Source organism: Streptomyces luteolifulvus (assembly GCF_008806595.1).
In the GTDB taxonomy this organism is placed as follows: domain Bacteria; phylum Actinomycetota; class Actinomycetes; order Streptomycetales; family Streptomycetaceae; genus Streptomyces; species Streptomyces luteolifulvus.
In genome coordinates, this window is the sequence record NZ_VZRB01000002.1 from 274,830 (window position 1) to 297,432 (window position 22,603).

The 22,603-nt window shown below is 70.6% G+C and carries 19 protein-coding genes; 12 read left to right on the plus strand and 7 right to left on the minus strand.

Annotation, left to right across the window (positions count from 1 at the left end; translation table 11 throughout):
- Window positions 1–45 precede the first annotated feature (45 nt).
- Window positions 46–1,830, minus strand: a complete 1,785-nt coding sequence (gene gcl / locus F7R91_RS03830; RefSeq protein WP_150944440.1) for a glyoxylate carboligase — start codon at window positions 1,828–1,830, stop codon at window positions 46–48.
- A gap of 201 nt (window positions 1,831–2,031) precedes the next feature.
- On the opposite strand from gcl, the gene F7R91_RS03835 reads away from it, so the two are divergent.
- The gene (locus tag F7R91_RS03835) at window positions 2,032–2,751 is read left to right on the plus strand and encodes a hypothetical protein (protein ID WP_150944442.1); all 720 of its coding nucleotides are present in this window, start codon (window positions 2,032–2,034) and stop codon (window positions 2,749–2,751) included.
- Window positions 2,752–2,768: 17 nt separating this feature from the next.
- Here F7R91_RS03835 and F7R91_RS03840 read toward each other — a convergent pair whose 3' ends face one another.
- On the minus strand, window positions 2,769–4,379 hold the full coding sequence (locus F7R91_RS03840; protein ID WP_150944444.1) for an AMP-binding protein: 1,611 nt from the start codon (window positions 4,377–4,379) through the stop codon (window positions 2,769–2,771).
- The gene (locus tag F7R91_RS03845) at window positions 4,376–6,046 is read right to left on the minus strand and encodes an AMP-binding protein (RefSeq protein ID WP_150944446.1); all 1,671 of its coding nucleotides are present in this window, start codon (window positions 6,044–6,046) and stop codon (window positions 4,376–4,378) included. The genes F7R91_RS03840 and F7R91_RS03845 overlap by 4 nt, the downstream gene beginning before the upstream one ends.
- A gap of 181 nt (window positions 6,047–6,227) precedes the next feature.
- Between F7R91_RS03845 and F7R91_RS03850 the strand changes: the two genes are divergently transcribed.
- The 3 genes from F7R91_RS03850 to F7R91_RS03860 all read left to right on the plus strand — a co-directional run bounded on the left by F7R91_RS03850 (window position 6,228) and on the right by F7R91_RS03860 (window position 11,055).
- Window positions 6,228–7,058, plus strand: coding sequence for a response regulator transcription factor (locus F7R91_RS03850; protein WP_150944835.1), 831 nt, complete (start codon window positions 6,228–6,230; stop codon window positions 7,056–7,058).
- 185 nt (window positions 7,059–7,243) lie between these two features.
- Window positions 7,244–10,063, plus strand: coding sequence for an AAA family ATPase (locus F7R91_RS03855; RefSeq protein ID WP_150944449.1), 2,820 nt, complete (start codon window positions 7,244–7,246; stop codon window positions 10,061–10,063).
- A gap of 200 nt (window positions 10,064–10,263) precedes the next feature.
- The gene (locus F7R91_RS03860; RefSeq protein ID WP_150944451.1) at window positions 10,264–11,055 is read left to right on the plus strand and encodes a S1 family peptidase; all 792 of its coding nucleotides are present in this window, start codon (window positions 10,264–10,266) and stop codon (window positions 11,053–11,055) included.
- Window positions 11,056–11,170: 115 nt separating this feature from the next.
- Here F7R91_RS03860 and F7R91_RS03865 read toward each other — a convergent pair whose 3' ends face one another.
- Window positions 11,171–12,283 carry a winged helix DNA-binding domain-containing protein gene (locus F7R91_RS03865; protein WP_150944452.1) on the minus strand — a complete coding sequence of 371 codons (1,113 nt, stop codon included), beginning with the start codon at window positions 12,281–12,283 and terminating at the stop codon, window positions 11,171–11,173.
- Between the two features lie 225 nt (window positions 12,284–12,508).
- On the opposite strand from F7R91_RS03865, the gene F7R91_RS03870 reads away from it, so the two are divergent.
- Window positions 12,509–13,708 (plus strand): serine/threonine-protein kinase, encoded by a 1,200-nt coding sequence (locus F7R91_RS03870; RefSeq protein WP_150944454.1) that lies wholly within the window; start codon window positions 12,509–12,511, stop codon window positions 13,706–13,708.
- A gap of 103 nt (window positions 13,709–13,811) precedes the next feature.
- The gene (locus F7R91_RS03875; protein WP_150944456.1) at window positions 13,812–14,969 is read left to right on the plus strand and encodes a magnesium and cobalt transport protein CorA; all 1,158 of its coding nucleotides are present in this window, start codon (window positions 13,812–13,814) and stop codon (window positions 14,967–14,969) included.
- 300 nt (window positions 14,970–15,269) lie between these two features.
- Here F7R91_RS03875 and F7R91_RS03880 read toward each other — a convergent pair whose 3' ends face one another.
- Window positions 15,270–15,638 (minus strand): hypothetical protein, encoded by a 369-nt coding sequence (locus F7R91_RS03880; protein ID WP_225320510.1) that lies wholly within the window; start codon window positions 15,636–15,638, stop codon window positions 15,270–15,272.
- Between the two features lie 435 nt (window positions 15,639–16,073).
- Here F7R91_RS03880 and F7R91_RS03885 point away from each other — a divergent pair, with 435 nt between their 5' ends.
- Entirely contained in the window at window positions 16,074–16,253 is a 180-nt protein-coding gene (locus tag F7R91_RS03885; protein ID WP_150944458.1) for a hypothetical protein, read from the plus strand.
- Between the two features lie 76 nt (window positions 16,254–16,329).
- Here F7R91_RS03885 and F7R91_RS03890 read toward each other — a convergent pair whose 3' ends face one another.
- A complete protein-coding gene (locus F7R91_RS03890; protein WP_150944459.1) occupies window positions 16,330–16,665 on the minus strand; it encodes a hypothetical protein in 336 nt (111 codons plus the stop codon).
- 324 nt (window positions 16,666–16,989) lie between these two features.
- Here F7R91_RS03890 and F7R91_RS03895 point away from each other — a divergent pair, with 324 nt between their 5' ends.
- Genes F7R91_RS03895 through F7R91_RS44200 form a run of 5 tightly spaced genes read left to right on the plus strand, consistent with a single transcriptional unit; the run spans window position 16,990 to window position 20,972 of the window.
- Complete coding sequence (locus F7R91_RS03895; protein WP_150944461.1) at window positions 16,990–18,231, plus strand: cation:proton antiporter; 1,242 nt, start codon at window positions 16,990–16,992, stop codon at window positions 18,229–18,231.
- The gene (locus F7R91_RS03900; RefSeq protein ID WP_150944463.1) at window positions 18,218–18,676 is read left to right on the plus strand and encodes a CBS domain-containing protein; all 459 of its coding nucleotides are present in this window, start codon (window positions 18,218–18,220) and stop codon (window positions 18,674–18,676) included. Before F7R91_RS03895 ends, F7R91_RS03900 begins: the two co-directional genes overlap by 14 nt.
- Complete coding sequence (locus F7R91_RS03905; protein ID WP_150944466.1) at window positions 18,673–19,971, plus strand: ArsB/NhaD family transporter; 1,299 nt, start codon at window positions 18,673–18,675, stop codon at window positions 19,969–19,971. Before F7R91_RS03900 ends, F7R91_RS03905 begins: the two co-directional genes overlap by 4 nt.
- A gap of 59 nt (window positions 19,972–20,030) precedes the next feature.
- Window positions 20,031–20,330, plus strand: a complete 300-nt coding sequence (locus tag F7R91_RS03910) for a hypothetical protein (protein WP_150944468.1) — start codon at window positions 20,031–20,033, stop codon at window positions 20,328–20,330.
- A 51-nt stretch (window positions 20,331–20,381) separates the two neighbouring features.
- The gene (locus tag F7R91_RS44200) at window positions 20,382–20,972 is read left to right on the plus strand and encodes a GNAT family N-acetyltransferase (protein ID WP_191971332.1); all 591 of its coding nucleotides are present in this window, start codon (window positions 20,382–20,384) and stop codon (window positions 20,970–20,972) included.
- Window positions 20,973–21,338: 366 nt separating this feature from the next.
- Here the strand turns inward: F7R91_RS44200 and F7R91_RS03920 are convergent, their stop codons facing one another.
- The gene (locus F7R91_RS03920; protein WP_225320511.1) at window positions 21,339–22,400 is read right to left on the minus strand and encodes a PucR family transcriptional regulator; all 1,062 of its coding nucleotides are present in this window, start codon (window positions 22,398–22,400) and stop codon (window positions 21,339–21,341) included.
- Window positions 22,401–22,603: the final 203 nt, after the last annotated feature.

The window sequence follows — 22,603 nt, forward strand, 5'->3', positions numbered from 1 at the left end:
CGGCCCCGTCCCTCCGGGCGGGCCGCCCCCTCGCCGATGCGGGCGTCAGACCTTCAGTGACCTGATCGAGGTCGGCGCATGGCCGGGCTCCGTGGCGATCTCCTCGAACTCGACGACATTGCCGATGTCGTTGGTGGTCGACATGGAGATATTGGTGACGCGCTCCAGGATCGCCTCGACGACGACCGGCACCTGGTGCTCGGCCGCGAGCTTCTTGGCCTGCTCGAAGGCCGCGCCGAGTTCGTTCGGGTCCGTCACCCGGATCGCCTTGCAGCCGAGGCCCTCGGCGACCTTCACATGGTCGACGCCGTAGACGCCCAGCTCCGGGGAGTTGATGTTCTCGAACTCCAGATTGACCTGGAAGTCGATGTCGAACGCCCGTTGCGCCTGGCGGATCAGGCCCAGATAGGAGTTGTTGACGAGGACGTGGACGTACGGGATCTTGTGCTGCGCCCCGACCGCCAGCTCCTCGATCATGAACTGGAAGTCGTAATCGCCGGAAAGGGCGACGACGGACGCCTCCGGGTCGGCCTTCGCGACACCCAGCGCGGCCGGGATCGTCCAGCCGAGCGGGCCCGCCTGGCCGCAGTTGATCCAGTGGCGCGGCCGGTGGACGTGCAGCATCTGGGCGCCGGCGATCTGCGAGAGACCGATGGTGGAGACATAGCGGGTCTCCGGCCCGAAGGCCTTGTTCATCTCCTCGTAGACCCGCTGCGGCTTGATCGGGACGTCGTCGAAGTGCGTACGGCGCTGGAGTGTTGCCCTGCGCTCCTGCGCGGCGGCCGCCCATGCGGACCGGTCGGGCAGCCGGCCGGCCGCCTTCAACTCCCGTGCCACCTCGACGAAGAGGGCCAGCGCGGCCTTGGCGTCGGAGGCGATGCCGTAGTCCGGCGCGAAGATCTTGCCGATCTGGGTGGGCTCGATGTCGACGTGGACGAACGTACGGCCCGCCGTGTAGACGTCGAGCCTGCCGGTGTGGCGGTTGGCCCAGCGGTTGCCGATGCCGAGGACGAAGTCGGACTCCAGGAAGGTCGCGTTGCCGTAGCGGTGCGAGGTCTGCAAGCCGGCCATGCCGGCGTTCAGCTCGTGGTCGTCGGGGACGATGCCCCAGCCCATGAGGGTCGGGACGACCGGGGTGCCGGTCAACTCGGCGAACTCGACGAGGAGTTCGGCGGCGTCGGCGTTGATGACACCGCCGCCGGCGACGATCAGCGGACGCTCGGACGCGTTCAGCATCCCGATCGCCTTCTCGATCTGGGCGCGGGTCGCGGCGGGCTTGTAGACCGGGAGGGGCTCGTACGTCTCCGGGTCGAACTCGATCTCGGTGAGCTGGACGTCGATCGGCAGGTCGATGAGGACCGGCCCCGGACGGCCGGAGCGCATCAGATGGAAGGCCTGCTGGAAGACGCCGGGGACCTGCGCGGCCTCCAGGACGGTGACGGCCATCTTGGTCACCGGCTTGGCGATCGAGGCGATGTCGACGGCCTGGAAATCCTCTTTGTGGATCACGGCGGTCGGAGCCTGGCCGGTGATGCACAGGATCGGTATGGAGTCACCGGTGGCGGAGTACAGACCGGTGATCATGTCCGTGCCGGCGGGACCGGACGTGCCGATGCAGACGCCGATGTTGCCGGCGTGGGTGCGGGTGTAGCCCTCCGCCATGTGCGAGGCACCCTCGACATGCCGGGCGAGCGTGTGGCGGATACCGCCGGAGGCCTTGAGCGCCGCATAGAAGGGGTTGATCGCCGCGCCGGGGACACCGAACGCGTCGGTGACGCCCTCGCGCCTGAGGATCTCAACTGCCGCGCGGGCAGCGGTCATACGAGCCATCGAGTACTCCTGCCTCGGCTGTCGGATGCACTCCCGTCGCGCCCCGCGGTGAGCTCTTCCGGTTCCCGGATGCTGATCTATTTCCACATTATGGAAACCAACTTCTACTATCTGGAAGCAATGTAGGTGTGTGGGTCAAGGCCGTCAAGAGGCCGACGAACGCCGCCAACGGACGGACAAGCGGGGTCCGGTTGGAGGACGATGGGGGCCATGTCCGAGAGCGTGTCGGTGCGCTGCCCGACCTGTCGGCGCGAGCATGTCTATGCGGCACCCTCGTATCCCTGTGCGTGCGGCGCCCCCGTGACCCCGCGGCTGGATCGCCGTACCGCGCCGGCGGTCGTCACGCACCGGGCGTGGGACGAGGAATGGGTCGCCGTGCGCTGTGCCGCCTGCGGGCGCCGGAGCCAGTGGCCCCGGCCGGAACTGGGCTGCCCCTGCGGGACGGTGCTGCGGGTCGCGGTGGTGCCCGCGCAGCCTCAGGCCGCCGGGGCCGGCGGCTCGCCGGAGCGCACGCCCCCGCACCCGCGCCGGGCCTTCCGGCCCGTGACGATCCGCACCGCCCGCGACGCGGTCACGGCCGTCGCCGTGTACCTGAGATGGCTCGGCTACCGGGACGTCCGGCGCGCCGACCAGCGGCCCCCGTCCGGCATCGGCCTGGCCGCCCGCGGCCTGCTGGCCCTGGTGGACCCGGCGGTGCGCCCGGCGTCCGTGCGGGACGTGGAGTGCCTGTGGCTCACGGCCATGACGGACTCCGCGGACTGCGTCTGCTTCTCCCTCGCCGGATACACCGACGAGGCCCGAGCCCGGGCCGACACCGTGGGCGTCCCGCTGTTCGTCCTCGATCGCACGGGCACACCCCGCCCTGTCAACACCCTGGCCGACGACCTCGACGCCAGGGGCGCCGACGCGACGGGCGGCTGATGTCCCGGATTACGGCTCTAACCGCCCGCGTACCGCTGTCGCAGTTCGATCTTGCGGACCTTGCCGGACACCGTCATCGGGAAGGAGTCCAGGATCTGCAGTCTGCTGGGGATCTTGTAGTGCGCCACCTGTTCCTGGCAGAAGGAGCGCAGGTCCGCCATGGTCGGCGGATCGGCCGGGTCGCGGGGGATCACGCAGGCGAGGACCTCCTCGCCGTACCGCTCGTGCGGCACGCCCACCACCTGGACGTCCGCGATCTTCGGGTGGCCGTACAGGAACTCCTCGATCTCGCGCGGGTAGATGTTCTCCCCGCCCCGGATGATCATGTCCTTGATACGGCCGACGATCTCGACGTAACCGTCCCCGCGCATCACGGCCAGGTCGCCGGTGTGCATCCAGCGGCCGGCGTCCACGGCCTCGGCGGTCTTCTGGGGCTCGTTCCAGTAGCCGAGCATCACGCTGTAGCCACGGGTGCACAGCTCGCCCGCGGTGCCGCGCGGCCGGGTCACTCCGCTCGCCGGGTCGACGACCTTGACCTCGATGTGCGGCAGCACCCGCCCGACCGTCCCCGTACGGTGCTCCAGGTCGTCGTCCATCCGCGTCTGCAGGGAGACCGGGGAGGTCTCGGTCATGCCGTAGCAGATGGAGACCTCCTCCATGTGCATCTCGGCGACCACCCGTTTCATCACCTCGACCGGGCAGGGCGAGCCGGCCATGATGCCGGTGCGCAGGGAGGTCAGGTCGTACGCGGCGAAGTCGGGAAGGTTCAGCTCCGCGATGAACATGGTCGGGACGCCGTACAGGGAGGTGCACCGCTCCTGCTGGACCGCCTGAAGGGTGGCCTTCGGCTCGAAGGACGCGGCCGGGATGACGATGCACGCGCCGTGGGACGTGGCCCCCAGGTTTCCCATCACCATGCCGAAGCAGTGGTAGAAGGGCACCGGCAGGCACACCCGGTCCTGCTCGGTGTAGCCGATCGTACGGCCCACCCAGTAGCCGTTGTTGAGGATGTTGTGGTGGGAGAGCGTGGCGCCCTTGGGGAAGCCGGTGGTGCCCGAGGTGTACTGGATGTTGACAGGGTCGTCGCAGCTCAACCCGGCGGCGATGGCGTCCAGTTGTCCGCGCGGCACGGACGCCGCGCCCGCGGTCAGCGCGTCCCAGGACGGGTCGCCGATGTACACGGTCTCCCGCAACTCGGGGCAGCCGCCCCGCACTTGGTCCACCAGCGCCCGGTAGTCGCTCGACTTGTGCGCGAGGGAGGCGATCAGCACCGAGATGCCGGCCTGCTTCAGCACGTACTCCAGCTCGTGCGCCCGGTAGGCCGGGTTGATGTTCACCATGATCGCGCCGATGCGGGCGGTGGCGTACTGGACGAGAACCCACTCGGGGCAGTTGACCGCCCAGATCCCGACCCGGTCGCCCGTCGTCACCCCTGTCGCCAGCAGTCCGCGCGCCACCTCGTCGACCGCGGCGCCGAACTCGGCGTACGTCCAGCGGCGCCCGGAGGGCACGTCCACCAGGGCCTCGCGGCCGGGGTGCGCGGCGATCCCCCGGTCCAGGTTGGCGCCGACGGTGTCACCGAGCAGCGGCGTCCCGTCCGTCCCGTGCGTGTACGACAGTCCGGTCACCGGAAGTCCTCCTCGCGGTACTCGTCGGCCGAGCCCGTGGCCGTGGCCTCGCGCAGCTCGATCCGGCGGATCTTGCCGGACACGGTCTTGGGCAGCGGGGCGAACTCCAGGCGGCGGATGCGCTTGTACGGGGCGAGCACCTCCCGGGAGTGCTCGAACAGCACCTTCGCCATGTCGGGTCCGGGCTCCCGGCCCTCGGCGAGGACGACGTACGCCTTGGGCACCGCGAGCCGCAGCTCGTCCGGCGCGGGCACGACGGCCGCCTCCGCCACCGCCTCGTGCTCCAGCAGCGCGCTCTCCAGCTCGAATGGGGAGATCTTGTAGTCGGAGGCCTTGAAGACGTCGTCGGCGCGGCCGACGTAGGTGATGTAGCCGTCGGCGTCCCGGGAGCCGATGTCACCGGTGCGGTAGTAGCCGCCGCCCATCGCCTCCGCCGTACGGTCCGCGTCGCCGTGGTAGCCCGTCATCAGGCCCACCGGCCGCGCGGACAGGTCGAGCGCGATCTCGCCCTCGTCGGCACCGGGCGCGCCGGAGACCGGATCGAGGAGTTCGACGCGGTAGCCCGGACTCGGCCGCCCCATGGAGCCGGTCTTCAACGGCTGGCCGGGGCTGTTGGAGACCTGGACCGCGGTCTCGGTCTGCCCGAAGCCGTCGCGGATGGTCACACCCCAGGCCCGGCGGACCTGCTCGATGACCTCGGGGTTGAGCGGCTCACCGGCGGCCACGGCCTCGCGGGGCGGGGTGCGCAGCTGGGTCAGATCGGCCTGGATGAGCATGCGCCACACCGTCGGCGGCGCGCAGAACGTGCTCACTGAGGCGCGGTCCATCTCCGCCATCAGCCGGGCCGCGTCGAAGCGCGTGTAGTTGTGGAGGAAGACGGTCGCCTCCGCGTTCCACGGCGCGAACAGATTGGACCAGGCGTGCTTGGCCCAGCCGGGCGAGGAGATGTTCAGGTGCACATCGCCGGGCCTGAGCCCGATCCAGTACATGGTGGCCAGATGCCCGACCGGGTACGACACATGGGTGTGCTCGACGAGCTTGGGGCGGGCCGTGGTGCCGGAGGTGAAGTACAGCATCAGCGGGTCGTCGGCGAGGGTCGGCCCGTCGGGGGAGAAGCCGGGCGGGGCGGCGTACGCGTCCTCGTACGGCCGCCAGCCCTCCGGCGCCCCGCCGACCGCGATCCGCGTGTACGCGCCGGGCACCTCGTCGAACTTGCCGGTGTCCTCGGCCCGCACGAGCACATGCCGGACACGGCCCCGCTCGACCCGGTCGCGCAGGTCCGCGGGGCCGAGCAGCGGGGTGGCCGGGATGACGACGGCGCGCAGCTTCATCGCGGCCAGGGCCGTCTCCCACAACTCGGCCTGGTTGCCGAGCATGACGAGGACGCGGTCCTCTGCGCCCACGCCCCGCTCGCGCAGCCAGTTCGCGACCCGGTCGGAGCGGTCGGCCATCTCGGCGAAGGACCGGACGGTTTCGGTGCCGTCCTCCTCGACGATGTGCAGCGCGGTCCGCTGGTTGCCGTCCGCGATGACGTCGAACCAGTCGAGCGCCCAGTTGAAGTGGAGCGGGCGGGGCCAGGAGAAGCCCTCGTAGGCCGTGGCGTAGTCCTCGCGGTGCGCCAGCAGGAAATCCCGCGCACCGCGGAAGAGCTCCGTCGCCGAAGTCATCCGTCCTCCTGTTCGGCCGTTGGGTCCCAGACCATTGCCGGGCGGCTCTCCGTCATCGTGTAATCCGTGATGCAGGTCTCACTACCCCCGAACGGGGGTGTGCGCTCGGGGAGGCACCCCGAACGGGGCCCTCATCGCAGGGAACCCGCGGACGAAGGGCGACCACGTGGCAGCAGACCCGATCGGAGCCGCCGGGGCGGTGGAGATACGCGGTGCGCTGCTGCGGCTGCGGCGCACGACCGGGCTCCCGGTCGCGTTCGGCGGCCTGGTGGAGGGCGGGCGGCAGCAGATGCGCATCAGCGAACTCATCGGCACCGCCACCCCCGCCCTGAGCTCGCTCACCGTGACCTCGGGAAACGGCCTGGGCGGCAGGGCGGTGGCCCTGGCCCGCCCGTGCGCCGTGACGGACTACTCGTCCTCACGGCAGATCAGCCATGAGTACGACACCGCCGTCGCCACCGAAGGACTGCGCTCGGTGCTGGCGGTGCCGGTGGTCGTACGGCGTCGGGTGCGGGGCGTGCTGTACGGCGCCCTGCGCACGCCCCAGCCGCTGGGCGACCGCACCCTGACCGCGGCGGTGCAGGCGGCGCGGGACGTGGAGCAGGCGCTGGTCGTCGGGGAGGAGGTGCGGGCCGTGCTGGCCGCCACGCGGGCGGAGCAGGCCCCCGGTCCAGCGGCGGGGTCCGCGTGGGAGATGGTCCGGGAGGCGCATGCGGCGCTGCGGGCGCTGGCGCCCCGTATCACCGACGCGGCCCTGCGGGCCGAGCTGCTGGACGCCTGTGAGCTGCTGGCCCCGGGGGCATCGCCCCAGGCCGGGGTGGCCCTCGCGCCCCGCGAGCTGGATGTGCTGGCGTGCGTCGCCGCGGGGGCGACCAACGCGATCGCCGCGGAGCGGCTGGGGCTCAGGGCCGAGACGGTCAAGGGCTACCTCAGGTCGGCGATGCGCAAGCTCGGCGCCCGTACCCGGGGAGAGGCCGTGGTCGCCGCACGCCGGGCGGGGGTATTGCCGTGACTTGGCTGGTTTCCGACCCCTCGCCCAGGTTCGGCACCACCCGGAGATGAGCACCTATTCATCCAGACGCGCTTTGAATTGCGCTGTGCCGTCAGTGCTGTTATATCCCTCACCACGTCGTCCGTCCGAATTTCAAAGCGATGTTGCCTAGAATTTGTGCCTTACGAGACAGCAGGAGGGGAGCGGTGACCGTGCGACGGGACTTCCAGGAGCCTGCGAGATGCCGCCCCGAGCTGGTCATCGGACACGAGGAGCTGTTCACTGCGGCGCGTGAGCAGCTCGGGCGCGGCGGCAGCGTGCTCCTGCACGGCCCCGCCGGAATAGGAAAGTCCACCGTCCTGCGGTCATTGGCCGCAGAATACGCCGACTCGGCACGGACCGTGTTGCGCTGCTCGGCGACCGAGTCGGAATCCCATCTCCCCTTCCTGGCCCTGGCCGACCTCCTCGGACTGGTCGTCGGCGAGGTGGCCGACCAGCTGCCCGCGGCCCAGCGCACCGCCCTGGAATCGGCGCTGACCGGCCGTGGCGAGTCCTCCCTCCAGCGTGACGGGCTCGCGCTGCGCCTGGCCGTGCTGTCCGCGCTGCGCGCGCTCGCCGCCCGGGGCCCCGTCCTGATCGTCGCCGACGACCTCCAGTGGCTTGATCCCGCCAGCGCGGAGCTCCTCGGCTTCGCCGCCCGCCGGCTCGGCGACACCCCGGTGCAGATGCTGTGCGCGGTGCGGACCGAGGGCCAGGAGTACGACCGTCATCTGAGCGCGTCCCCGCCCGACACCGCGGCGGTCCGGCTCGGCCCGCTCTCCCGGGCCCAGGTCTCCGCGCTGCTCGACCACCGCGGCTACACCGGCCTGCCGCGGTCCACGGTCCGCGACATCCACCGCACCAGCGGCGGAAACCCGCTGTTCGCGCTCGAACTGGGCCGCGCGCTGGCCGAGAGCCCGACCCCGCCCCGGCCGGGCGAGCCGCTGCCGGTGCCCACCTCGCTGCGCGCCCTGGTGCTGAACCGGCTGGAGATGCTGTCGTACGAGGCCCGCCGCACCCTGCTCGTGGCCAGTGCGGGCGCCCGGCCCACCCTGGCCCTGCTGCACGCGGCCGGCCGGGAGAACGCCGACGCCGAGACGGGACAGGCGGCCGAGCTCGGGCTGCTGGCGACGGAGCCGGAGGGGACGGCCGTACGGTTCGCGCACCCGCTGATCTCGGCCGCGCTGTACGCGGAGGCATCCGCACAGGACCGGCGGGCCGCGCACGCCGCGCTGTCCACGGCGGCATCCGACCCGATCGAGCGGGCCCGGCATCTGGCCCTGGCCACCACCGGCACCGACCCCGATGTGGCGGCCCGGCTCGCCGAGGCGGCGACACTGGCCCGCGACCGCGGCGCGCCGTCGGTGGCCGCGTCGATGGGGCTGCTCGCGGCCCGGCACACCCCGGCGGACAGCCGGCCGTCCCCCGACGAGCGGCGGCTGGAGGCCGCCGAGGACGCCATCACCTCGGGCGAGGTGGACCTCGCCCGGGACATCGCCCGCGACGTCCTGACCCGGGCCACCGTGCCCGCCGACCGGGTGCGGGCCTGGATGGTCGTGATCGAGGCGGCCGGTCAGGCCCTCGGCGAGGTCGACGCCGTCTTCCCGCAGGCGCTGGCCGACGCGGGCGACGACCCGCGGCTGCTCGCCCTGGTCCACTACCAGCTGGCCTGGCGGGGCCTGGTCGTGGAGGGCGACTTCGCGGAGGGCCGGGAACAGGCCGCGCACGCGGCGGAGCTGGCCGCCCGGGCCGGTGACCGGCGCACCGAGCTCCTGGCGCTCGCCTTCCAGGCCCAGACCGAGACCCTGATGGGCCACCCGGACGCCCCCGCCACCATCAAACGCGCGCTGAAGGGGCCCCAGGACCCCGAGGTGGCCTGCCACCACAACGGCCCGGGCTCGACCCGCTACCGCTGGCTGATCATGAGCGACCAGCTGACCGAGGCCCGCAGCACCGTCACCGCGCTGCTGCGCGAGGTGCGGCGGCGCGGCGTGGTGGAGAGCGAGGTGCACTTCCTGCGTCTGCTCGCCGAGACCGAGCTGCGCTCCGGGCACTGCGGCCGGGCCCTCGACCTGGCCCGCGAGAGCCTGCGGCTGGCCCGCGACACCGGCATCGGCACGGTGGCCTCCGCGTTGCTGACCTCGTTCGCGGAGGCCGCGGGCGGGGACGTGGACCGTGCCCTGGCGCTCGCCCGGGAGGCGGTGGAGCACGCCGAGGAGGACGGCGACCAGATGTACGCCTCGCGTGCCCTGGCCGCCCTCGGGCACGCCCAGTTGGTCGCCGGGGATGCCGCGGGGACGGTCCGGTCGCTGCGCCGGGTCCGCGAGCTGGAGCACGGACTCGGCATCACCGACCCGGCGCGCGGCCGCTGGCACGGCGACCTCGCCGAGGCTCTGGTCAGGGTCGGCGAGACCGGCGAGGCGCAGGACGTCATCGACGTGACGCGGGAGCACGCGCGGCGGCTGGACCGCGCGAGCGTGCTGGCCGTACTCGACCGGGCCGAGGCGCTGGTGCGGGCGGCGCGCGGCGAACACGAGGCCGCCCTCGCCCAGCTGACGTCCGCTCAGGACCGGCTCGCCAAGCTGGGATACGGCCTGGAGGAGGCGCGGGCCGCGTTCGCGCTGGCCTCGCTGCGCACCCCCCGCCGCCCCGGGCCGACGGCGTACGACGAGGCCGCGCGGCTGTTCCGGCGCTGCCGCGCGCTGCCGTGGCTGCGTCAGGTCGAGGCGGCCGCCGTCGCCGAGCCGCCGCGGCATGTGCCGGTGCCCGCCCCCGCCCCCGCGCTCGACGCGCTGGAGGGCCTCGCTTCGATGGAGCGTCAGGTCGCTGCGCTCGTCATGGAAGGCGCCACCAACCGGGAGATAGCCGGGCGGTTGTTCATCAGCGTCAAGACGGTCGAGGCGACGCTCACCCGGGTCTACCGCAAGCTGGGGATCCGCTCGCGGGTGGACATCGTCCGACTGGCGGCGGGGCGCCACTCCAAGTGAGGCCCGGACGGCTTTACTGGGGTCCGACCGAGGGTTAACCCTGCCCAACTCCCTTAGGGGGTTCCCTCATTGGGAGGAGGGTGTGCCGGGTTCTACCGTGAGGGCGTGCCGCTCGCCCGGGCATACGGGGGTCGGTCCCGCGACCCCCGTGCTCGACCCACCCGTGCGACCCCCCACCGGCAACCCCACTGAGGAGACTCATGTTCGGGCTCAACCGCGCCAGACAGACCGCCGCCGTCGTCGCGGCGACCGCCGCTGCCGCCGCCGGCGCGCTGCTCGGCGCCCCCACCGCCACGGCCGCCCCTCAGCCCATCGTCGGCGGTACGACGACCACGACGACCGCGTACCCGTTCATGATGCAGATCACGGACGCCTCGCAGAGCCAGTTCTGCGGCGGCACCCTGGTGTCCGCGAGGAAGGTGGTCACGGCCGCCCACTGCATGGTCGGCGAGACCACCGGCAGCGTCCGCGTCGTCGGCGGCCGCACCTACCTCAACGGCACCGACGGCACGGTCAGCAGGGTCAGCAAGATCTGGATCCACCCGAGCTACACCGATGCCTCGGACGGCGACGACGTGGCGGTGCTGACGCTGTCGACGTCGATGCCGTACACCCCGGCGTCGTACGTCTCCTCCTCCCAGACGGGCGTGTACGCGGCCGGCACCACCGCCCGCATCCTCGGCTGGGGCACCACCTCCTCGGGCGGCAGCACCTCCAACCAGCTGCGGACCGCGACCGTCCCGGTCGTGTCCGACGCGGGCTGCCGCAGCTCGTACGGCTCCGACTACGTCGCGAGCGACATGGTGTGCGCCGGATACTCCTCCGGCGGCGTAGACACCTGCCAGGGCGACAGCGGCGGTCCCCTGCTCATCGGGGGCGTCCTGGCAGGGATCACTTCCTGGGGCGAGGGCTGCGCGGAGGCGGGTTACCCGGGTGTGTACACCCGGCTGACCACCTTCTCCGGCCAGGTGACCACGCAGGTCAACTCGTGACCCAGCAGTTCTCCTGAGTACCCCTCAGGTGACATACCAGGGGGCGGGGGGGGGGGGGGCCCCGCGCGCCCCCCCCCCCCCCCCCCCTCTCCATGTCCCCGTCGTACGACCGCCCTCACTGGCGTACGACCGTGCCGAACCGGATGTCGTACCCCGTCCCCGGGTGCATGACCGCGAGCATCCGCTCCCCCTCCGTGGCGACGTCGTCCCGCTGGGCCATGGTGAGGCGGCCGAAGGGCTCGACGACGAGGGCGCCCTGCGTCTCGTCCAGCTTCCACACACCGGCGAGGAACCCGTCGACGAGGAGCGTGCAGTAGGCCTGGTTGCCCTGCCAGGCGCGGCCCCAGTACTCGGGCGGTACGACACGGGTGCGGTCGGCGTGGGACAGCAGGAGGTTGTCGAACTCGGGGAGGAAGCGCGGCGGGGCCGGTGTGCCGGGATCGGGGCGGGGCGCGTCGGGGAGGTCGAACAGCTCGACCCCGTGCTCGTCCCGGAAGGTGACCAGGTGCGGGCGGAGACGTTCGAAGGCGTCGCGCAGCCGGGTCAGGCCCGCCCAGGTCTGCATGTCCTTGACGGACGCCGGGCCGAACGCGGCGAGGTAGCGCAGCACGGTCGCGTCGGGTGCCGGGGCGGGCTCGGCGGGGCGGCCCAGCCAGTGCTCGGCGGTGGTGAGGGCGACCCGGCCGCTCCTGCCCCACAGTCCGCGCGGGGTGACCTGGACGAGCGGGAGCCGGCAGCGGGCGGCGATGGCGAGGGCCTGCGGGTCGGCGTCCGGCCAGGTCGTGAGCAGCGCCTCGCGCAGTTCCTTCATGGTGCGCGGCTCGGACTCCACCAGGTCCCGGGCGAGTACGGCGAGCCGGTCCAGGTCGACGCCCTGAAGTCCCTTGCGGAAGTTGGTGAGTTCGCGGTCCCGTGCGGCCTGCACCAGGGGGCGCAGGGTGAGGCAGTCGTCGGCGGTGTGGGTGTGGATGGTCGAGCGCATGGTGACGATACGGACGACCTCACGCTCGGCCATCAGCCCGGACAGCTCCTCGGGGGTGAAGCCGTCGAGACGGGCGGCGAGCGCGTAGTACGGCGGCTTGACGTTCTGCGCCTGAAGCCCGAGCAGGTGGTGCACGGCCTCCCCGGCGGACAGGGGCGCGCGGCGCAGGAGTAGCTGCCGGTCGAGGGTCGCGCGGTTCAGGGCGCGGGTGCCGAGTACGGGCGCGGTCGCGGTCGTCTTCGTCATACGGGCCACGCTAGCGAGGCTTGCGGACGCCCTCTGTCCGCAACAGCCGTCCACGGGGTGTGACACCACGGTCGGTCGGTGCGCTCTACGGAGTGGCCCAAGGGGTCCCGTGGGTACCCGCTCTCCCCTCGGTAACCTGGGCACGCCGTACCCAAACAATCATCAATGGTGATAAGTCGGGTCCGGGTGTTTCAGGTGTCGTCGTGATTCGGGGTGGGTGCACACATGGCGCTGGCGGACCGCTACCAGCTGGAGGAGCCACTCGGGCGCGGGGCGGTGGGTGAGGTGTGGCGAGCCACCGACCAGGTCCTCGGACGTCCCGTCGCGGTCAAGATCCTGCGGGCGGAGGAGACGACGGACGTCGCGCGCTTTCGCCTGGAGGCGCAGACCGCGGCCCGCCTCAACCACCCCGGGGTGGTGAGCGTGTACGACTTCGGCTCCCACCAGGGACAGCTGTACCTGGTCATGGAGCTCGTCGACGGCTGGAGCCTGGCCCAGGAGCGTTCCCTGCGCGGCACCCTGGACCCGTGGGAAGCGGCCTCCATCGCGGCACAGGTGGCCGCGGGGCTGTCCGCCGCCCACCGTCAGGGGGTGATCCACCGGGACATCAAGCCGGCCAACGTGATGCTCACGACCGACCGTGTCGCGAAGATCACCGACTTCGGGATCGCCCGGTTCGCCGGCGATGCCGCCGGCGCCCTGACCGCCACCGGCAAGATCGTCGGCTCTGCCGACTATCTGGCTCCGGAGCGCGCCCTGGGGCGCCCGGCCCAGCCCGCCTCCGACGTCTACTCGCTCGGCTGCGTGCTGTACCAACTCCTCACCGGACAGGCTCCGTTCCAGGGCGCCACCGCCACGGCCGTGGTGCAGCAGCACGTCGAAGCCACCCCGGTCCCGCCCGCCCGGCTGCACCCCGGGATACCGCAGCCGCTCTCCGACTACGTGCTGCATCTGCTGGCCAAGGATCCGGCGGACCGGCCGAGCGCCGAGCAGACGGCCGACCGGCTCTCGGGGCAGGAGCGGGCGCAGCCCCCGACGGAGACGGACGCGACCGCCGTGCTGCCCGCCCCGCCCGGCGCTCCGCCCGCTCCCCCGTGGGCCGCCGCTGCGGACGCGGTCGGCTCCCGCCCCCGCGGCCGGCGCCGGCCGGGCTCGAAGGCCCTGCTGGGCGCCGCGGCCGTCGCCCTGTTCGGCGCGGCCGCGGCCATCGGCGCCTCGCTGAATGCGGGCGACGACAGCCCCTCGCCGGCCGTCACGTCCGTGCCCGTCGAGACCCCCGGCACCGCAGCGCCGTCGGCCGCCCTGCCCACCACGGCGCCGTCGGCGGAGGATCACGAGGGCGACCAGGGCGACGGAGGCGACCAGGACAACGAGGGGAAGGACGGGAAGGGCAGGCACGGCAGGGGCGGCCATTTCGACGACTGAGCCGGTGCCGGGCTCCTGACGCGCCGGAGCGGCCCGCTGTGCCCCCGTATATCCTGCTCCGTGATCACGCAGACGCTGGCTCGACCCTGGAGAGGCAGCCACGATGCCCGAGCGACGCGGACGACCGGCCCCGAGGAATCACCTCATGTCTGCCTGGCGGCGCACCCCGCCCCCGCCGTGCGAGCCGCCGGACGCGCACCCCTCGGCACATGGCGAGCCGCAAGCCGTGGACACGGAGCCGGCGAGCATCGTCCAGGCGGCGCTGTACCGGGACGGTGTACGCGTCTCCACCCCCGCCACCCTCGCCGACACCTTCCGCGAGCTGCGCGAGCAGCACTCCGGTATGGCGTGGATCGGCCTGGCCCGCCCCACGGAGAGTGAACTGCTGTCCCTGGCTGCGGAGTTCGACCTGCATCCGCTGGCCGTCGAGGACGCGATGGAGGCACATCAGCGGCCGAAGCTGGAGCGCTACGGCGACACGCTGTTCGTCGTCCTGCGTGCCGCCCGCTATCTCGATGCGCCGGAGGAGGTCGACTTCGCCGAGCTGCATGTGTTCGTGGGCCCCGACTTCGTCATCACGGTCCGGCACGGCGCGGCCCCGGACCTGTCGGCGGTCCGCCGCCGGATGGAGGAGACGCCGGAACTGCTGAAGCTCGGCCCGGAGGCGGTGCTGTACGCGATCCTGGACGCGGTGGTCGACGGCTATGTGCCGGTGGTCGTGGGAGTCCAGAACGACATCGACGAGATCGAGACCGAGGTCTTCCGCGGCGACCCGGAGGTGTCCCGCCGTATCTACGAACTCTCCCGCGAGATGGTCGAGTTCCAGCGCGCCACCCGCCCCCTGGTCGGTATGCTGCACGGCCTGATCGCCGGCTTCTCCAAGTACGGCACGGACGAGGAGCTCCAGCGCCATCTGCGGGACGTCGCCGACCACGTCACCCACACCAGCGAACGCGTCGACAGCTTCCGCCAGGCCCTGACGGACATCCTGACGGTGAACGCGACCCTGGTCACCCAGCAGCAGAACGCGGAGATGCGGGCGCTGGCGGAGGCCGGGTTCCAGCAGAACGAGGAGATCAAGAAGATTTCCTCCTGGGCGGCCATCCTGTTCGCTCCGACGCTGGTCGGAACGGTCTACGGCATGAACTTCGAGCACATGCCGGAGTTGCACTGGGTATTCGGATACCCCTTTGCAATCGCCCTGATGGCTGCGGTTTGTACCAGTTTGTACATCATCTTCAAGCGGCGTGATTGGCTCTGAGTAACCACTGGGCGAGCAGCCACTCCACAGGTCGGAGACCCCCGATCGCGGACGCCTCAAACGCCCCTGAGAGCGCTGGGGAGAATCTGGGGAGAATCAAACGCGCTCCGCTTCACCGCTCCCCTCCCCCACTGGGAGCGCCGGCCTCGATCCACCTTCCCGCAGCCCCAGTCACCGGGAGCACCGATCATCACCCAGAGTATGAATTTCACCGGGTCGCAGAATGCCAAGGAGGGGCGCAGCGATGCTGCACCCCTCCTTCTCGTGGGCTCCGAGGAATCGTTTCTGCTATGCAGCCACTCACAGCAGCTCCTCGATCCGTACGAGTTCTTTGCGGGCCGTGTCCAGATCCGCCAGGTCGCGGTCCAAGACCAGGTAGATGAACAGCCCGTCGTGAGCCCTGCGAGCGAGGGGACGCAGAAGGTGGTACTCGGTGTCCAGAGTGATCAGGAAGTCCTCCACCCGCCTGGGCTCGTACCCCAGCTGAGCGAGTGCGGAGAGGTTCACGCGTACGACATCGGTGTCTCTCTGAGCAGCTTCCTCAAGGTCGAGACCTGCCGGGTTGCCGATGGTGCCGAGCGGCATGCGACTGATGTAGTCGACGATCGCGGCGCCCAGTACCCCATCGACACTCATCGCACGGCGCAAGGCGCTCTGGATCGCGGACACAGCCTGCTCCCTCGTCGCGTTCAGGCACTGTGCCGACCAGACTTCCCGGCGCTCCAGGACCGGCCCCCGCGCTTCTGCCGCAAACGGAGAGCCGCGCCATCCAAGCATCGTGTCATGATCCCGAGCCGGTTGTCGCCGGTCTGGTCGGCATCGCTGAGCTACCGCTCTCCGCGAGTGTGCGCAGGGCGCTGGCATCGGGCCGCGGTCACACGCTCTTTCCGCCCCACCGAGCGTCAGCCTCTGCCCAGGCTTTGGCCCACTGCCGCAGACGCCGCCGGGCCAGAAGAGAGTGAACGGCCTGACCGCCACCCAGTACGACCGAGACCGCACAGGCCGCGGCGAGGGCGCCCGTAGCGCTCGCCTGAAGCGATCCGGCCGAGCTGGACAGCGGCCGGTTCGTGAGCTGATCCTGCATGTGGCGCCTGGGCCACTCTCATGTCTCAGCAGAACAACATGCTGAACATCATGCTCCATGCGGCCCAGGAAGGCATCGACGCCACGGAAGCCAGCACGTCCACCGCGCGCCGGCTCCGTGAAATGCAGGACTTCTACACCTTCATGGCCCGCGAGCTACCGGCGCAGATCGAGAACTGGCGCAAGCAGTACGAGGAGTGACAGCAGGGCACGACACATGGCGCGCGTCAGGGAACTTACAGGGGAACTCAGCAACAAGCACGAAGCAGCAACATGCTCAGACAGGCCGGTCCTGCCCCTGAGCGGGACCTGGACCAGGGTGGGGAGCAGTGCGGCCGCTCAGCAGGAGAATCAGACCCGCGAGCCCTCCGACCAGCCAACTGGCCAGCATCGCCGTCTGGTGGCCGAGTGCCGACGTGGCCGGGAAGCCGACGAGCGCCGCGGTGACTACGGCAACGGCGGCGCGCCGGAGGCCGGTGCCCTCAGCCCACTCCCTGCGAAGCAGCCCGGAAGGCCGCCACGCCATCCACAGCCCGAAGGCGCCGATGATGACCACCGTCACCGCGAGCGGAACGGGCAACTGCGGCAGCCGGTCGGAAGCCCCCGTTGCCATGCCGGAGAAGGGTCTGGGATCCGGGGCTCCAGGGCAGAGGGCGGCCGACTGCCGACCAGGCTTCCCGGCGCACCTGAGGATCAGCGTAGGCGCAGGTCGCCGCACCCGCCGCCTGGGCGGCCGGCGGTTGAGCCGATCGGGATCTGTGGCGTCGGCTCCATCTCTGTCGTCACCATTGCCGGGTTCCGGCAACGTCACGGAGTCCATTGTGCCTATCAATGATCTGTCAAAAACGCGTCAAGGGCAGGTAGGGTTCCCCCCCGGTGTGCCGGGAAGCCTGGTCGGCGAGTAAGGGATCAATCTCTCTTCGATCTGGGGTCCGTCATGGTGCTCGTAGCGGTGTTCGGTGCCGCGCTGCTGGTGGCGGTGCTGTTGTCAGGTCTGGCGGCACGGACGGTGCTGTCCACCTCCTTCCTCTTCCTGGTCGGCGGAGCCCTGGTCAGCGACGGGTTCCTCGGACTGATCCACATCACGCCGGACAGCGAGATCGTCTCCGTGACGGCCGATCTGGCGCTGTTCGCGGTGCTGTTCACCGACGGCATGCACGTGTCGCTCCCCAAGCTGCGGGCCAACTGGAAGAACCCCGCCCGTGCCCTCGGTCTGGGCATGCCGCTGGCGTTCGTCTTCATGGCCCTGATCACGCACTTCCTGGTGGGCCTGGACTGGACGACCTCGTTCCTGGTCGGAGCGGTCCTGGCGCCGACCGACCCGGTGTTCGCCTCGGCCATCGTCGGGCGCAGGGAAGTGCCGGCGAAGCTGCGGCAGTTGCTGAACGTGGAGAGCGGCATCAACGACGGGCTCGCCCTGCCGGTGGTGCTCATCCTGATCGCAGCCGCGGGTCCCACGTCCGACAGCGCTGAGGCATCGCCGGGGAAGATCGTCCTGGAACTGCTGCTCGGCCTCGTCTTCGGTGTCGCGCTGCCGCTGCTCGTCAACGCGCTGGTGCGCTTCCGCCTGCTGGGCGCCGAGCCGAAGCTGCAGCCGCTGCTGCCGCTGGCGACCGGGATCATCCTGTACGCGGTGTGCCACCTCACCCACGCCAACCCGTACCTTGCGGCGTTCTCGGCGGGCGCGACGCTGGTGCACGTGTCCCCGGAGGCGAAGGAGTCCTTCGAACCACTGGGCGAGGCGCTGGCGGAGCTGGCGAAGTTCGCGGCGCTCTTGGTGTTCGGCGCGCTGCTGACCCCCCAGCTGTTCGGCGACCTGTCGTTCGGGGGCTACGTGGCGGTGATCCTGGCGATCGTGCTGATCCGGCCGGCTTCGCTGCTGCTGTCGCTGATCGGCACCAGCCTCTCCCGCAAGGAGAAGCTGGTGGCGGCCTGGTTCGGCCCGAAGGGCTTCGCCTCGGTGGTCTACGGACTACTGGTGCTGCAGTCCGGCATCCCGCAGGCGGAGGAGGCGTTCACGCTGATAGCGGTGTCCATCGCCTTCTCGATCATCGCGCACAGCTCGACGGACGTGCCGATCGCCCGCGCCTTCGACGTCGATGAGCTGGCCGGCATCCCGGCCGGGCGCGAGGACACCGACGCACAGCCGAAGGAAACCCCCGCCGATGCGCGCACGTGATCTGGCCGGCCCTTACCCCACCGTGTCGGCAGACGCCGACGCGCTCGACGCGGCCCGCCTGCTCATACAGGAACGGTTGCCCGCACTGCTGGTCCTCGACCGAGACGACCATCCGTACGCAGTCGTGCCGTCAGCTCGCGTCATCGGCGCCCTGCTGCCCTGGTACATGCGGGAAGGGCCGATTCCCACCACCGTGGTCGACGTTCACTTCGACGAGGAGGCCAGGGAGGGAATGGCCGGACGATCGGTGACCGATTGGCTGCCGCGCGGCCGTATCACACCTGCGGTTGTCGGCCCGGACGCTCCGCCTTCGCAGATCGCCGCGCTGATGGCCCGCAAGGACACCCCGATCGTTGCGGTCGTCGAACGCAACAGTGACAAGGCCACGTTGATCGGCGCGGTCACTGCGACCGCGCTGTTGGAGCACATCATCGGAGGATCGTGAACGACTGGCACAGCTGGGCAGCCATCGTCGTCTTCGTCGGCGCGTACGCCCTGATCATCAGCGAGAAGATCCACCGCGTCGCCGTGGCGCTGGGCGGCGCGGCCCTCATGCTGGCGATCGGGGCGACCGACGACAAGTCGGCCTTCTACTCCGAGCACAGTGGCGTCGACTGGAATGTCATCTTCCTGCTGCTGGGCATGATGATGATCGTCGGTGTGCTTAAGAAGACCGGCATGTTCGAGTACCTGGCGATCTGGTCCGTGAAGCGGGCACGGGCCAAACCCTTCCGGGTCATGGCCATGCTCGTCGTGATCACGGCGGTGGCGTCGGCGCTGCTGGACAACGTAACGACCGTGCTGCTCATCGCGCCCGTCACGCTGCTCGTGTGCGAGCGCCTGGCTCTCCCGGCCGCCCCCTTCCTTATCGCCGAGGTGATGGCCTCGAACATCGGCGGCACCGCGACCCTGGTCGGCGACCCGCCCAACATCATCATCGCCAGCCGCGCCGGCCTCACGTTCAACGACTTTCTGGTACACCTCGCCCCGATCTCGGCGGTCCTGCTCGTCGTCCTCGTCCTGATGTGCCGGGTGATGTTCCGCAAGTCCTTCATCTACGACGAGGACCGCGCCGCCGAGATCATGGCGCTGGAGGAACGCGAGGCCATTCGCGATCCCCGGCTCCTCGTCCAGGGCCTGATCGTGCTCGCGCTGGTCGTGACGGGCTTCGTCCTGCACCCGGTACTGCACTACGAACCCAGCGTTGTCGCCCTCCTGGGTGCCGGACTGCTCATCGCCGTCTCCTCGGCGGAGACCGGTGATGTGCTGAAGGAGGTGGAGTGGCCCACGTTGGCCTTCTTCGCTGGCCTGTTCATCATGATCGGCGGTCTGATCGAGACTGGCGTGATCGGTGAGATCTCCAAGCAACTGGCCGACGCGATCGGTGACAACGAACTCGGCGGGTCCATGACGCTGTTGGGCGCCTCCGCCATCCTCTCCGGCATCGTCGACAACATTCCGTACGTCGCCACGATGGCCCCCATCACCAGCGACCTCGTCCAGAACATGGGCGGCGGCAGCGACCACGTCATGTGGTGGGCCCTCGCCCTCGGTGCCGACCTGGGCGGCAACGCCACCGCCATCGGCGCCAGCGCCAACGTCGTAGTGCTCGGCATCGCCGAACGCAACCGCCAGCCCATCTCCTTCTGGCAGTTCACCAAGTACGGCCTGGTCGTCACCGCCGCCACCGTGGCCATCGCCCTCGGCTACGTGTGGCTGCGCTACTTCGCGCTCGCCTGAACGGTCGTCTGGCGGAGCCACCGCGAGAACGGCCGTCTGGTCCGGAAGGAGGTCTGCGCATGGAAACATCGCTGGTGGCGCCCGTGACCGTCGCCGCCATGCTGGTCATCCGAACCGCGCTGGTGGAGATGCGCCACCCGGGAAGCGCACGCCGGCAGTGGTGCTTCCTTGCCCGCCGCCATCCGATGACAGCGGGAGCCACCGCGGCGGTGCTTCTCTGCGTCGGCGGCTGGCGGGCGGCCGGGATCGCTTCCGTGGCGTGGGCCGTGCTGGCCGGGGCACTCGTCGCCCACGTCGTCCACCTGTCCACCGGGCCGGAAGCGGACAAGACGGAGAACCGGAACGGTGGACGTCATTGAATCGGCGGATCGCGCGGCTGCGCGTGCCTCACTCTGGGAGAGGTGATCCGGGTGGGTCCGACTTCGCGGGCGAACGAGCCTGCCGCCGCTGCGAGGGCACCAACTGAGGTCGTCCTGCTCAACGATGATGGTCGCGTCATTGGGCGCCTGCGTTTCCGTGCCTGCCCGACGTGCCGTACGGGGCGGATCCTGGACATCTGGGTCTGCGACGACTGGCAACGACAGGGACTGGGACGCGAGCTCGTTCATTCCTTGCTCGCGCCTCGCCCCGGCTACAGGTGGAGCACCACATTGCAGTCCCGGGACGGACGGGCCTTGTTCCTGGCAATGACCCACGAGACCTCTGTCGCGCTGGACCACGACGGCCCCTTGTGCTGCCACCTCATGGGATCGCTCCGGCGATGGTGGCAACGGGTGCTGAATCACTGGTCACCCGGCTGGACCCGGTCCCGTGACGAGTCGGTCAGGGCTGCGAGTCCTGCTGGGGAGGGCGATCTTCGAGTCTGCGTTTCGGCTGGCCTCCGTCGGCTCGCTGTCGTCAGTGCCTCACGTCTCGGTCGTCGAGGCGGCCGATCCCCGCCGCCCCGCCGAGATGGTGGAGGGCTCGAGCGCGGCGCCGCGTGTCACGGATGCTCCGGGTAGCGGCCATCTCAATCCGATGCGTGTCCGGGCCAGCGCCGAGCCGTCGGCGTTCCCGCCGGACGAGAACTCCGATCGCCCAGGCCATGAGCACGGCAAGACCGCTCAGAGGATCACCACGAGCATCGACACACCCTCCGTTTGCCATGAGCCATGCACCGATGCTGCGGCTTCATCATCTCCGGGTCACGGACCGTTCTCGGCACATTCGTGCCTAACTGCCTTCCGTAACTCGGCAACCACATACGCGCGCACCGTCGACCAGCCGATGACGACCACGCCGGGGTGCACTCGCTGCGCGAGGAACGCAAGGCTGGGTACTGGTGGAGTCCCCACAGGATGGCGGGCGACGCAATGCAGGACGCCAGGTCACACCTCGTTGTCCGGCCAGCCCAGGAGCCGGGCGCCGATCACCGCGGTCTGCAGGGTGTAACGGTGGACGGAGTCGGCCGGGTTGGCGCCGGTGAGCTTGTGGATGCGCTCCAGGCGGTAGGTGAAGGCGCGCACGCTCAGGCTCAGGCGGCGGGCCGCCTCGGCCGCGACGCACCCCGAGTCGAAGTACGCGGTGAGGGTGTCGACGAGCGGCCGGGCGCCGCCGCGCGCGGACTGCAGGGGGCCCAGCGTATTGCGCACGAGGTCGGCCATGGCCTGCCGGTCGCGGGTCAGTACCGGATAGACGAGGAGGTCGGCGGCGCGCAGCACCGGTTCGTCAATGTGCAGCCGATCGGCCAAATCGAGGGCGTTGAGGGCCTCTTCGTAAGAGTGGACAACTCCACCAGCGCCCGGGTGAGGGCGCCCGATGGCGACCTGGCCTCCATCGGTGGCGGCATACGCCTGTTTGGCGAAGAACGCCAGGACCTCGTCCTGTTCTCCGGGGGCGATACAGACCAGCCGCCCGTCCTTGGTGGTGAGCAGGATGCGCCGCTCACCGAATCTGCTGATCACAGCGCTCTCCACCTGCCGGGTCGCCGGATGCATGTCCTCCACCGGCTTGCTGCCCTGGGCGACGGCGACCGCATGGGCTCGGGAGAGGAGCAGCCCGAAGCGTTCGGCCCGCTCGGCCAGGCGCCCGAGGTCGCTACGGCCGTAGAGCAGGTCGTCGATGAACTCTCGCCGTACGCCTTCCTCCTGCCGTACGGCCAGCCTCTGCGCCCGTTCATGACCTTCGGCGAAGGCGTCGATCGCCTGCTCGACGACGGCGAGCACGCGATCGGCTTCCGTGGAGGAGAGGGTGGGCCAGCTCTCCCGGGTCACGGACAGATGCCGGCGGACGAGGCCCCGCAGTCCGAGGCCGGCTTCGGCGGCGCGCTCTCCCCGAGTGCGCAGCGACTCCAGCTCGTCCCGCGTGAGGCGGCGGCCTGTCACGCACGCCTCGGCCAGTATCTGGGCATACCTCTCCAGATACTCGTCGGGTACCTCACGCCCGGTCACCCGGCCTCCTCTGTTCTTGACGCACTGCTGGCGTATTCCTAACGCACGCCGGACAAGAGTGGCAGACCCCCCGGCCAGTGAGAGAGCCCGGCATGAAGAGCACATCAAGATTGCCGGTGTCGCTCAATCCAGAATGGGCGGTTTCGTTGCCATGCAGCTCTTGACAGGAGCACTGGCGAGTCGATGCCGGACCACGGAAATCC